Origin of the sequence: Actinomycetospora chlora (genome assembly GCF_039542135.1) — a bacterium.
GTDB lineage: Bacteria > Actinomycetota > Actinomycetes > Mycobacteriales > Pseudonocardiaceae > Actinomycetospora > Actinomycetospora chlora.
In genome coordinates, this window is record NZ_BAABHO010000015.1 from 89,225 (window position 1) to 101,416 (window position 12,192).

The window sequence follows — 12,192 nt, forward strand, 5'->3', positions numbered from 1 at the left end:
GGTCGTCACCCGATCAGGTCGCGACGACGGGCAGCGCGCGGGTCCCGAGCACACGACCCGTGTACGGCCGTTGCTCCCCCTCCCCCACGGTCAGCGCAGCGTAGCGAGCGGTCATCTCCTCCAGCGCCACCCGCGCCTCGAGCCGCGCCAGCGGTGCCCCGAGGCAGAAGTGGATGCCGTGGCCGAACGCCATCTGGGCGCCGCCGCCGATGCCGGGACGGGTGGGGTCGAAGCGCTCCGGGTCGGGGTGGGCGTCGGGGTCGTGGTTCGCCGAGAGCAGCCAGGTCATGACGACGGAGCGGGCTGGCACGGTGATGCCGGAGATCTCTACGTCCCGCGTGGTGGCGCGGGCGGTCAGCGGGAACGGCGGGCGCAGGCGCAGCACCTCCTCGACCGTCGCCGTGATGCTCGACGGGTCGGTGCGCAGCGCGTCCCACGTGCCCGGGTGCTCGTCGATCACCCGCACCGCGTTGCCCAGCAGCAGCGTCGTCGTGATGTGCCCGGCGAACAGCAGCAGCATCGAGAAGTTGGCCGCCTCCTCGTCGTCGAGCCGCCGGCCCTCGACCTCGGTGGTCACGAGCGCCGAGATGAGGTCGTCGGCCGGGTCGGCACGGCGGGTGCGGCACCAGTCGCCGAGGTAGCCGGTGATCTCACCCATCGCGTCGCGGACCGACGGGTCGTTCATCGCCTCCTTCGGGTCGTCGGCCTGCAGGGAGAACAGCCCGTCGGCCCAGGCCCGGAAGCGGCCCCGATCGGCCGCGGGCAGGCCGAGCATCTCGGCGATGACGGTGACCGGCAGCGGGAACGCCAGCGCCTCGACGAGGTCGAACCCGCCAGGACCCGACGGCAGCATCTCCCGCGTCAGCTCCCGGATCCGCGGCTCCAGGCCGGCCACGCGCTTCGGGGTGAACGAGGCGCTCACGAGGTGGCGCAGGGCCCGGTGCTCGGGCGGGTCGATGCGCGTCAGCATCCCCTTGGTCATGCGCTCGGAGCCCGGCATCACCGCCGAGAAGTCGGAGCTGAACGTCGCGACGTCGTGCAGGGCCTCGGCGACGTCGGCGTGGCGGGTGACGTGGTACATCCCGTAGCGATCGGGCCAGACGGGTGCGTCGGCGCGCAGGGCGGCGAGCCAGTCCAGCAACACGGGCAGGTCGGAGGTGTCGGGCGGGAGGTCGAGCGTGGTGGTCATGGCTCCTCCGGGAGGGCCGCGGTGAGGTGGTGCAGGGTGCGCTCGTAGAGCGCGGCGAGCTCCGGGGCGGCCGCGGCGAGGGCGGCCGGGGCGGGCTCGCCGGGCGGGGCGAACCCCGCCCGGACGACGGCGGCGAGGGCGTCGGCCCGGGCCGTCACGTCCATCCCGGCGGCGGCCGGGACCAGGTGGTCGAGGAAGAAGCCGACCGTCGCGGCGTTGAGCCGGTAGACCAGGTCGGGCGTCGTGTCCGGGTCGTCGGCGAGCAGGCCGTGGCGGTGCAGCAGCCGGAAGTGCGCCGCGGCGAACTCCCGCTTGTCGGTGACGATCTCGAGGCCGGTCTTCGTGTCGGTCGCGATCGCGCCGAGCACCTCGACGTCGCCCGCCATCAGCGCGCGGGTCAGCGGGCGGCGGTGCACGGCGAGGTAGGTCGTGCGCAGCGTCGCGGCGAGCGCGGCCTCCGCCGGGTCGGCCCGCAGGGCGTGGAGCAGCTCGCGGGTCACGTCGATCGACTCGCGCACCAGCACCGCCGCGAACAGGTCGAGCTTGCTCGCGACGTGGAGGTACACCGTGCCCTTGCCGACACCGGCGCGGCGGGCCACGTCGTCGACGGTCACCCGCCGGTAGCCGTGGGCGAGCAGGAGCTCGCCCGCCGCGTCCAGCAGCTGCGACACCCGTCCCACGGGCCTCTCCTCTGACTCGTGACCAGATGTCACATCCGGTCATTCGTCAGCCTGGCCCCGTCCCGGCCCGGCCGCAAGGGCTGCGCGGTGATCGTCGGCGCGGCATGCTGCGGGCATGACGAGAACGGTGCGGTTCTCCGAGCTCGGCGGGCCGGAGGTGCTGCGGATCGTCGACGAGCCGCCACCGGTGCCGGGCCCCGGCGAGGTGGCGGTCGACGTCGCGGCGATCGGGCTCAACCGCGCGGAGTCGATGTTCCGGCGCGGCACCTACATCGAGGCGGCGCGCCTGCCCGCCGGGCTGGGCTACGAGTGCTCCGGCACGGTCGCGGCGCTCGGCGAGGGCGTCACGCGGTGGTCGGTCGGCGAGCGCGTCAGCGTCGTGCCGGCCTTCTCCATGAACGACCACGGGGTGTACGCCGAGCGCGCCGTCGTCCCCGCCCGGGCCCTCGTCCCGCTCCCGGACGCGACGGGCTGGGTCGACGGCGCCGCGGTGTGGATGCCGTTCCTCGTGGGCTACGGCGGGCTGGTCGAGACCGGCGGGCTGCGCGCCGGCGACCACGTCCTGGTGACCGCGGCGACCTCCAGCGTCGGGCTGGCGGCCATCGCCGTCGCCAACCGGGTCGGGGCGGTGCCGATCGCCACCACCCGCTCGAGCAGCAAGGCCGAGGCGCTGCGGGCGGCGGGCGCGGCCCACGTCGTCGCGACCGGCGAGGAGGACCTCGTCGCGCGGGTCCTCGAGATCACCGGCGGGCGGGGCTGCGAGCACGTGTTCGACGCCGTCGCCGGCCCCGGCGTCGCGGATCTCGCCCGCGCGACCGCCGCCGGCGGCGTCCTGACCGTCCACGGGCTGCTCTCGGGCGAGCCGACACCGTTCCCGGCCGAGACGTTGCCCGATCTGTGGATGCGGGCCTATACGTTGTTCGCGATGACCCACGACGAGCAGCGGCTGCGCCGCGCGGGCGCCTTCGTCGGCGCCGGCCTCCGTGACGGAACCTTCGCCCCGCAGGTGGACCGGGTGTTCGACGGCCTCGACGCGGTGGTCGAGGCGCACGAGTACCTCGAGTCCGGCACCCAGGTCGGCAAGATCGTCCTGCGCGTCGGGGCGGCGGCGTGAGCGCGGAGGAGGTCCCGGACACCGTCGTGCGGTGGTTCCGGGGGAACATCGACGAGATCGACGGCGAGATCACGTTCACCCGCATCGCGGGCGGGCGGTCGAACCTCACCTACCGCGTCACCGACGAGGCCGACCACGCGTGGGCGCTGCGGCGCCCGCCCCTGGGCGGGGTGCTCGAGACTGCGCACGACATGGGCCGTGAGTGGCGGTTCCTGTCCGCGCTCAACCCCACCGAGGTCCCGGTGCCGACCCCGCGCGCCTTCTGCGACGACCACGACGTCTGGGGCGCGGACCTCTACGTCATGGACTTCGCGGCCGGCAAGGTCCTCAACGACGCCGAGTCCGGCGCCGCGGTGCCCGACGCGGCGCGCGCCACCGTCGGCACCTCGACCATCGACGTGCTCGCGGCGCTGCACCACGTCGAGCCGGCGACGGTCGGGCTCGACGACCTCGCCCGGCCCGGCAACTTCGTGGCCCGCCAGCTCAAGCGCTGGCACCGGCAGGCGCACTCGTCGGCGATGGAGGACCTCTCGGCCATCGACGCCGCCCACGACGCGCTGGCCGCGCGGGTGCCCGAGGGCGAGGTCGGGATCGTCCACGGCGACTTCCGGCCGGGCAACATCGCCTACGACCCCGACGGACGCGCGGTGGCGGTGTTCGACTGGGAGCTCGCGACGATCGGCGACCCGCTGTGCGACCTCGGGCACCTGCTCGTGTCGTGGAGCGAGCCCGACGACGCCGTCCCGGCCGCCCTGCCCAGCCCGACCCCGGCCGGCGGCTACCCCACGCGGGGCGAGCTGATCGAGCGCTACACCGCCGCCACGGGCACCGGCGACGTCGACATCGCCTACTACCTGGCGTTCGCCCGCTGGCGCGCGGCGTGCATCCACGCCGGGGTCTGGACGCGCTACCGCGCCGGCGACATGGGCGCCGACGCCGACCCCGACGAGGTCACCGGCCCCGAGGCCATCACCGAGCAGGCCCGGCGCGCCCTCGCGGAGCTGGACGGCGCCTGACCCCTGCTCACGTCACACGGTGGGCGCGGTCACGGAGCGGGGTCGTGGGCGCCGGTTCGGGCACCACACTGGGTGCGGTCCCGCGTCCAGCGTCGGCGTGCGGGGTCGCTCCCCCTCACCGCCGACGTGCCCGGAGTCCGTGATGATCACCGGCGAATGCCACTACTGCCACTCCGTGCGGGTGTGGAAGCTCTACCCCGTGCGCCACGAGGACGGCTGCCCCACCGGCGGGCGCCGACCGCAGCGGCTCAGCCCCGGCGAGTCGCTCCTCTTCGCCCACCCCGACCTCGCCGAGCTCGACCTCGAGATCAGCGCCTGGTACCCGCAGGTCGCGGCCTGAGCGATCACCATATGCCGTTTTGTTAGTCTTTTCGGGCTATGACCGTGGCCCTCGACCCGGACATCTCCTCTATTCTCGTCACCCTGCGTCGTGATGGTGCTGGGGGGACGATGACCGAGGAGAGGTGGACACCGCCGGAGCCGCGTCGGGCCGAGCCCTGGCTGCCGGGCACGCGCCGGGGCTGGGTGCGGGCGCTGGGGCAGGTGTCGGGGCTGCTCCTCGCGCTGCGCACCGAGGAGGCCGACGGCGCGACGCCCCCCGACCCGCTCGCCGACGGCCTCGCCCTGCGCGCGTGGAGCTCGCTGACCGGGCCGGTGCTGCGGGACCTCGCCCGACCCACGGTGCCCGAGGTCGACATCGTCGACCTCGCCCTCGTCGGCGCGGCCGCCCGCGTGCTGGGCACGTCGCTGTGCCGGTGGCGGGCCGGCGCCCCGGCGGACGTCGTGACCGCCGTCCTGCGCCGCGAGGCCGCGGTGCACGGCTGCTCCCCCGAGCACCTGGTCGCCCAGGTCGCCCGCGTCCAGGGCGTGCTCTCCGCCGCCGACGAGCTCTCCGGGGCACAGGTGTGGTGGGCGCTCGACGACGGCGACCCGTCGACGCCGGCGCGGGACGTGACGCCCGCGCTGCGGGACTGACGGGCTCATCGCCAGGACGGCACGGCCCAGCGCCGGTGGAGCGCTCGCACCCGCGGCCCGCAGCGGTGCGGCTTGTGTCGCAGCGCCGGGCGCTCGATCAACGGCCACGAGACGGCCGCGCACGCCGCCGACCCGACCAGCGCGACGAGCAGCACCAGCCACGGCGAGCGCCACCCGAGCCCGACGACCGCGAGCTGCTGGATCGGGAACGCCGTGAGGTACATCCCGTAGGAGAGGTCCCAGGACCCCGTCGGGTGCCGCACGCACGCCGGCGCCCGTAAGGCGACCACGAACGCCGACGATCCGATGAACACCACCGAGCCGGCCGACGCCGCGGTGGTGCCCCAGGTCGCCGCCCAGAGCGCGGCACCGCCGACCGCGACCCACCACGACGGGACCCACCGGCGGCACGCGTGCTGCGCGGCCATCCCGAGCGTGAAGCAGGCCAGCGCCTGCTCCACGTAGGCCGGCCCGGGCCCGACGACCAGGAGGTGAGCCACCGCCGCGGCCGCCAGGAGGTAGACCGCCGCCGGGCGGCGCAACAGCGTCGTCGAACCCAACAGCACGACGGCGCCGTAGGCCATCGCCTCCCACGGCAACGACCAGATCGACCCGTTCACGGCCGCACCGCCGAGGACGCCGGGCAACGTCCACTGCAGCGGCCAGAGCGCCACGTTGTTCAGCACGTACCCGGGCGTCGCCGGGTCACGGAGGTAGGTCGAGATCGGCAGTGCCGTCACCAGCGGACCCAGGACGACCGCGGTGCCGAGCACGACGACGATCAGCAGCGGCCACAGACGCAGGGCGCGGCGCGCGAGGAAGCGCCACGGCGACGGGTCCGCGAGCCACGACCCGGTGACGAGGTAGCCGGACGTCGCGAAGAAGATCCCGACACCGAGCGTGCCCGGGTCCGTGCCCGACGCCGTCCCGAACAGGTTCGTCGTGCTGCCGGTCAGCACCCAGGAGTGGTGCACCAGCACCAGCACGACCCCGACCAGGCGGAGCAGATCGAAGGCGTTCTCACGGGGGACGGTCACGGTGGGGACTGCACGCTCGGTGGTGGCCGTCACGGTCGGTGAGCATGCCGCACCGAGATCCGGAGTCCGCGCCGGGTGGCCCGTCCCGAGCGTGTCGACCCGCGGTCGGCACCGAGGAGGAGCTACCTCTCCGGCTCGGGCTCCGGGCCGTCGAGGGGCTCCTCGTGGTCCGAGCCCAGCACGGCGCCCGGCACGTCGCCGCCGGGCTCGACGGTCGGCTCGTGGTCCGGCTCGCCCTCGGTGGGCGGCTGGTCGGCCGTGGCGAGGGGGTCGGTGCGGTCGGAACGCTGGCCGGCCATCGGCGTGACCTCCTGGTGGGGTGGACCACCACCGTAGGGCCTCAGGTCCGCAGCAGCCCGGCGATCGGGGTCCGGCCGAGCCCGAGCACCGGGGTGGGGTCGGCGCCCAGGACACCGGTGAGCATCGTCGCGTAGACGTCGCGGAAGTCGACGTGCGCGCGCAGGTCGCCGTCGTCGAGGTCGGTGAGGCTGGGCTGCTGGCCGAAGAAGCCGGGCGTGACGCCGCTCCCCAGCACGAACACCGGGTTGGCCGTGCCGTGGTCGGTGCCCTGGCTCGCGTTGGCGCGCACGCGGCGGCCGAACTCCGAGTAGACCAGCGTGACGACCTGGCGACCCGCCTCGGTGCCGGCGAGGCGGTCGGCGAACCCGGACAGCGCCGCGTCGAGCTCGCCGAGCAGGCGTTGCTGGGTGGTGCGCTCGTCGGCGTGGGTGTCGAAGCCGCCGAGCGAGACCGAGTACACCCGTGTCGGCACGCGGGCCTCGACGAGCGCGGCCACCGTCTGCAGCTGGGAGGCGAGCTCGGAGCGTCCGCCCGCGCCCTTCCTGTTCCCGGCGGCGTTCCCGGCGGCATCGCCGGCCGCGTCCGCGGGCCCGTCGCCGCCGCTGACCACCGGCCCGAGCACCTGCTCGACCTGGCCGAGGTCGCGCCCGGAGCGCGCGACCCGGGCCCGCAGCGTGTCGTCGCCGGCGTCGACGCCCGCCAGGCCCCGGAACGCCGCGCCGAGCGCCCCGGAGGGCAGCCGCTCGCCGCCGGGTGGCAGCGTGGACGCCGCGGTGCGGTCCCCGGAGAGCAGCGGCGGGAGCACCGAGTCCATCGACACGGCGCGCAGCGGGTCGTCGCCGGTGTGGTCGAGCCAGCGCCCCAGCCAGCCCGACCCGGTGGGCGAGGTGGGCGACCCCGTCTGCCAGATGGCCATCGAACGGAAGTGGCTGTGGTCGGGCGCCGGGTAGCCGACGCCGCGCACGATGGCCAGGTTGCCGCCGTCCCACTGCTTCTTGAGGCCGGTCATGCCCGGGTTGATCCCGAGGCCCTCACCGAGGTCGAGCACGTCACCCTCGGCGTAGGCCAGCTCGGGGCGCGCGCTCCGGTAGGCGGGGTCGGCGGCCGGGACGACCGTGCCCAGCCCGTCGTTCCCGCCGTAGAGCGTGACGACCACGAGCACGCCCTGCCCGGGGCGCAGCGGGTCGTGGACGGCCTCGTGCAGCAGATCGGTCCAGTCCACCTGGGTGGCGCCCAGGGCGAGGCCGGCGGCCACGGTCACGCCGGAGAAGGCGAGGAAGCGGCGCCGGGTGACGGTGGGCAGGCGGTTCGTCATGTGCTCACCACGTACTCGGGGGTCAGGGCGGCGACGGTGAGGGTCCGGCGCGGGTCGGCCTCGCCCGCCACCTGCTGCAGGGCGGCCAGGCTGCGCGGGCTCCAGGCGTCCACGCCCAGCACCTGGCGCGCCCAGTCGATGCGCGCGGCCGCCCCCGCGGGACCGGGCGGCAGCGGCGAGCCCGCGACGACGGCCTCGGCGAGCGCGAGCCGGGACAGGCCCGCCGACGGCGTCAGCCACGCCGGGCCGGCCGGCCAGCCGCCGACGCTCGGCGGCCGGAACGGGACCTGGCCGAGGGCGGTGAGCTGGGTGACGAGCGGGTCGCGCCGGGGACGTCCCGGCCGGCCGCCGGGCGCCGCGACGACCGCCGACGCCCGCACGCCGACGGCCCGCATCAGCCCGACCGCCCACTCGACGGGCTGCTTGACGACGGTCGTCGCGCTGTCGCGGAACGGCGCCGACGTCGCGAGCGCCCGCAGCAGGCCCCGGACGTCGGTGCCCGGGCCGTAGGCGTCGGTGAGGTCGCCGAGGACGGCCGGGGTCGGCGGCGTGGACGAGGACACGAGCCGGTACCAGAGCCGGCTCGCCACGAAGCGCGCCGACTCCGGCCGGTCGACGACCATGTCGACGAACCGGGGCGCGTCGATCGGGCCCGTCGTCCCGAAGATCGTCTTCGGGCCGGTGTCCTGGCGGCGGGCGACCAGGCGGACGTCGCCGTCGGTGCGGTCGACGGTGTAGCCGGTCAGCGCCCGGGCCGCCTCGCGCACGTCGGACTCGGCGTAGTTCCCGACCCCGAGGGCGAAGAGCTCCATGAACTCGCGGGCGAGGTTCTCGTTGGCCGCGCCGACCTTGTTCTGCGCGGCGTCGAGCCACACCATCATCGCCGGGTCGACGACCATCGCGTGGGCCAGCGTCCGGAAATCGCCGAGGCCGAGCGTGCGGAACGTCTGGTTCTGCGCCAGCAGCGCGGCGGGCTCGCGGACCTTCTGCGCCGACGTCGCGAAGTGGCCGTGCCAGAACCACACCAGCCGCTCGGGCAGCGGGGCCGTCGTCGCGGTCATGCGGTCCAGCCACCAGGTCGTCAGCTGCGCCTGGCCGGTCTGGCGCGCCTGCTGCTCGGCGGCGCGGTCGGTCGCGTCGGAGCGCGGGGAGGTCGGGATCGGGGCGAGCGCGGGCGGCGGTGTGGCCGCCACCCCGGGGTCGGGGCCGGGCGCCAGGAGCGCGTCGAGGGTGGCGTCGAAGCCGCGGGCCGCCGCGAGCTCGCCGGGCAGCGGACCGAAGCCGAGACGGTCGAGCAGCCGGCGTGTCGCGGCCCGGTCGTCGAGCTGGACCATGCGCCCGAGGGTGCGACTCCCCCGGCACCGACGGGAAGGCCGCCGCGCCAGACCTCAGGGACGCTTCAGGAGCGGATCACCGGGAGCCCACGCCGGGGGCCGGCCGTCAGTGCGCGGCCTCGAGCGTCGGGGCCTCGTGCACGCGGGCCGTCGCCAGCTCGCGGAGCTTGAACCGCTGGACCTTGCCGGTCGCCGTGCGGGGCACCTCGTCGATCGCGATGACGCGGCGCGGCCGCTTGAACGACGCCAGACCCTCGCGGCACCACGCGACGAGCGCGGCCTCGTCCACGGTGTGCCCGTCGCGGGGGACGACGCAGGCCACCGGCAGGTCGAGACCGTCGTCGTCCGGGACGGCGACCACGACCACCTCGGCCACCGACGGGTGTGCCACGAGCCGCTCCTCCAGCTCGGCCGGCGTCACCCAGATCCCGCCGACCTTGAGCACGTCGTCGGTGCGGCCCAGGCAGGTGTAGGTGCCGTCGGCGTTGCGGACGTAGGTGTCGCCGGTGCGCAGCCACTCCCCCTCGAACACGAAGCGGTTGGTCGCGGTGCGGCACCAGTAGCCGGTGCAGATCGAGTCGCCGCGGACGTAGAGCGTGCCGGTCTCCCCGTCGGGGACCGGGTGGCCGTCGGTGCCGCGGATCTCGACGTCGTAGCCCGGCACCGGCACGCCGGAGGTGCCGGGCGAGACCTCCCCGGGCCGGTTGGAGATGTAGATGTGCAGCGCCTCGGTCGACCCGATGCCGTCGAGGACCTCGATACCGAAGACGTCGCGCATCCCGTTGACCATGCGCGCCGGCAGCGCCTCCCCCGCCGACGCCCCACGCCGGACGGTGGCGAACGCGGCCGGGTCGACCTGCCCGGCCTCCGCCGCGGCGAGCAGCGGCCCGTACGAGCTCGGCGTACCGAAGAACATCGTCACCCGGTGCCGCGCGGCGAGGTCGGCCAGCAGCGCCGGCGACGGCCGCGACGGCTCGAGCACCGCGGCCGCCCCCACCGAGAGCGGGAAGAACATCGAGTTGCCGATGCCGTAGGCGAAGAACAGCTTGGCCACCGACAGGCACAGGTCGTCGGGGCGGATGCCGAGCACCTGCTGGCCGTAGGTCTCGCACACGAACCGGATGTCGGCGTGCCGGTGCATCGCCGCCTTCGGCTTGCCCGTGGTGCCCGACGTGTAGAGCCACAGCGCCTGCGACTCGTCCCAGGTGTCGTACGCCGGCGGCGTGCCGCCGAGCGCCTCCCCGGCCGCCAGCATCTCCGCCCACGTGCGGGTGCCGACGCCGCTGCCGAACCCCGACGGGTCGTCGCCGGTGACCACCACCTCGGCGACGTCGGCGCCGGCCTCCCGCGCCGTCGCGACCGCGACGCGGGAGGTGTCGGCGAACTCCGAGGAGGTGAGCAGCAGCCGGGCCCGGGAGTCGCCGACGAGCACCGCCAGCTCCGGGCCCCGCAGCATCGTCGACACCGGCACGGCCACCGCGCCGAGGCGCATCGTCGCGAGGATGCCGGTGAACAGCTCGACCTCGTCGACCATGCACAGCACGACCCGCTGCTCGGGCTGCACGCCCAGCGCCGCCAGCCCCGACGCGACGCGGCCGACCTCGGCGTCGAGCTGCGCGTAGGTCAGCGTCGCCGACGGCGCCCGCACCGCCACGCGGTCGCCGTCACCCGCCGCGAGGCGGCGGCCGACGAGGTACTCGGTGGCGTTGAACGACTCCGACATGCGCGGCCCGTCCTCGGTGTGGTGGTGGCGTGGTGTGGGGTCGCCCGATGGTGGCCCGCGCCACCTCACGGCGGTAGGGGTCAGTTGAAGTGCACGTACTCGAAGTCGACGGGCTTGTCGTTGATCCCGTTGGTGGGCGGGGCGATCCAGCCGGCGATCTTCCCGGGCTCGAGGACGGGGTGCATGAGGCCGCGGACGTGGGTCTTGTCGACCTCGGTGGGCAGCCACCTCGCGGCCTGCGCCTCCCACTCCTGCGCCGAGACGATCCGGCCGTCGGGCGTGATGTGCTGGCCCGCGAACGCCCCGACCTGACGGTTGAACCCGGCGTGCGGCAGGTAGAGCCGCGCGTCGATGCCGTGCTTCTCGAGGATCCGGTTCCAGCGCTTGAGCCCGCCGCGGCAGTCGCTGGTGTACTCGCTGCGCAGGTCCTGGTTGAGCGCGAGCAGCGCCGGCACCTCGGTCGTCGTGATCTGGCCGTCGCGCACGGCGTCCACCGCGCCGGCGTCGTCGGCGAGCACGTGGTCGTCCTTGCGCCGCTCCTCCTGCCAGCGGCCCTTGAGCCCGGCGGTGAAGTAGTTGGCGGCGTTGGTGGACGACTCGTTGCCGAACAGGTCGAGCGAGACCGTGTAGTGGAAGTTGATGTACTTCTGGAGCATGTCCAGCGGGATGCCGCCGGCGCCCGCGACGTCCTCCGAGTCGTGCTCGTTCATCAGCTCCGCGGTGCGGGTGACCACGCGGTCGATGCCGGTGGTGCCCACGAACATGTGGTGGGCCTCCTCCTTGAGCATGAACTCGCAGGTCCGCGACAGCGGGTCGAAGCCCGACTCCTTGAGCGTCCCGAGCTGGTACTTGCCGTCGCGGTCGGTGAAGTACGTGAACATGTAGAACGACAGCCAGTCCGGGGTCTCCTCGTTGAAGGCCCCGAGGATGCGCGGCGAGTCGTCCGAGCCGGAGTTGCGCTGCAGCAGCTGGTCGGCCTCCTCGCGCCCGGCCCGGCCGAAGTAGGCGTGCAGCAGGTAGACCATCGCCCAGAGGTGACGGCCCTCCTCGACGTTGACCTGGAAGAGGTTGCGCATGTCGTAGAGCGACGGCGCGGTGGCCCCGAGGAAGCGCTGCTGCTCGACCGACGCGGGCTCGGTGTCGCCCTGGATGACGATGAGGCGCTGCAGGTCGGCGCGGTACTCGCCGGGCACCTCCTGCCACACCGGCTCGCCCTTGTGCTCACCGAAGGCGATCTTGCGGTCCGGGTCGTGCTCGGCGAGGAAGACGCCCCAGCGGTACTCGTTCATGGGCACGTGGTCGAAGTGCGCCCAGCCCTCGCGGCCGACGTCGACGGCCGTGCGCAGGTAGACGTCCTTGGTGTCGACCGCGGGGCCCATGTCGCCCCACCAGTCGAGGAAGTTGGGCTGCCACCGCTCGAGGGCGCGCTGGAGCTTGCGGTCCGACGCGAGGTCGACGTTGTTCGGGATCTTCGCATCGAAGTCGATCTTCGGGCGTGCAGAGGTCATG

Annotated in this window: 12 protein-coding genes; 4 read left to right on the forward strand and 8 right to left on the reverse strand. The window is 74.5% G+C overall.

The annotated features are described in order from the left end of the window. Positions 1-13: 13 nt before the first annotated feature. Together ABD994_RS11720 and ABD994_RS11725 are read right to left on the reverse strand one after the other, a co-directional pair. Positions 14-1,189 (reverse strand): cytochrome P450, encoded by a 1,176-nt coding sequence (locus ABD994_RS11720; protein WP_345414364.1) that lies wholly within the window; start codon positions 1,187-1,189, stop codon positions 14-16. Next, positions 1,186-1,869 carry a TetR/AcrR family transcriptional regulator gene (locus ABD994_RS11725; RefSeq protein WP_345414366.1) on the reverse strand — a complete coding sequence of 228 codons (684 nt, stop codon included), beginning with the start codon at positions 1,867-1,869 and terminating at the stop codon, positions 1,186-1,188. Before ABD994_RS11725 ends, ABD994_RS11720 begins: the two co-directional genes overlap by 4 nt. Positions 1,870-1,984: 115 nt before the next feature. On the opposite strand from ABD994_RS11725, the gene ABD994_RS11730 reads away from it, so the two are divergent. From ABD994_RS11730 to ABD994_RS11745, 4 genes are all read left to right on the forward strand, one after another. Further along, positions 1,985-2,983: a zinc-dependent alcohol dehydrogenase family protein gene (locus ABD994_RS11730; protein ID WP_345414368.1), complete on the forward strand. Its 999-nt coding sequence runs from the start codon at positions 1,985-1,987 to the stop codon at positions 2,981-2,983. Next, positions 2,980-3,999, forward strand: a complete 1,020-nt coding sequence (locus ABD994_RS11735) for a phosphotransferase family protein (RefSeq protein WP_345414370.1) — start codon at positions 2,980-2,982, stop codon at positions 3,997-3,999. Before ABD994_RS11730 ends, ABD994_RS11735 begins: the two co-directional genes overlap by 4 nt. Positions 4,000-4,141: 142 nt before the next feature. Further along, complete coding sequence (locus ABD994_RS11740) at positions 4,142-4,339, forward strand: hypothetical protein (RefSeq protein WP_345414372.1); 198 nt, start codon at positions 4,142-4,144, stop codon at positions 4,337-4,339. Between the two features lie 110 nt (positions 4,340-4,449). After that, positions 4,450-4,974, forward strand: a complete 525-nt coding sequence (locus ABD994_RS11745) for a hypothetical protein (protein ID WP_345414374.1) — start codon at positions 4,450-4,452, stop codon at positions 4,972-4,974. 5 nt (positions 4,975-4,979) lie between these two features. On the opposite strand, the gene ABD994_RS11750 is transcribed toward ABD994_RS11745, so the two are convergent. The 6 genes from ABD994_RS11750 to boxB form a co-directional block, all read right to left on the reverse strand. After that, positions 4,980-6,011: an acyltransferase family protein gene (locus ABD994_RS11750; protein WP_345414376.1), complete on the reverse strand. Its 1,032-nt coding sequence runs from the start codon at positions 6,009-6,011 to the stop codon at positions 4,980-4,982. Between the two features lie 122 nt (positions 6,012-6,133). Next, positions 6,134-6,310, reverse strand: a complete 177-nt coding sequence (locus ABD994_RS11755; protein ID WP_345414378.1) for a hypothetical protein — start codon at positions 6,308-6,310, stop codon at positions 6,134-6,136. A 41-nt stretch (positions 6,311-6,351) separates the two neighbouring features. Continuing rightward, entirely contained in the window at positions 6,352-7,626 is a 1,275-nt protein-coding gene (locus tag ABD994_RS11760; protein WP_345414380.1) for a DUF1501 domain-containing protein, read from the reverse strand. Beyond that, a complete protein-coding gene (locus tag ABD994_RS11765; protein WP_345414382.1) occupies positions 7,623-8,960 on the reverse strand; it encodes a DUF1800 domain-containing protein in 1,338 nt (445 codons plus the stop codon). Before ABD994_RS11765 ends, ABD994_RS11760 begins: the two co-directional genes overlap by 4 nt. A gap of 106 nt (positions 8,961-9,066) precedes the next feature. Beyond that, positions 9,067-10,683: a benzoate-CoA ligase family protein gene (locus ABD994_RS11770; RefSeq protein WP_345414384.1), complete on the reverse strand. Its 1,617-nt coding sequence runs from the start codon at positions 10,681-10,683 to the stop codon at positions 9,067-9,069. A gap of 80 nt (positions 10,684-10,763) precedes the next feature. Further along, positions 10,764-12,191 carry a benzoyl-CoA 2,3-epoxidase subunit BoxB gene (gene boxB / locus ABD994_RS11775; protein ID WP_345414386.1) on the reverse strand — a complete coding sequence of 476 codons (1,428 nt, stop codon included), beginning with the start codon at positions 12,189-12,191 and terminating at the stop codon, positions 10,764-10,766. Between the last annotated feature and the right edge of the window lies 1 nt (position 12,192).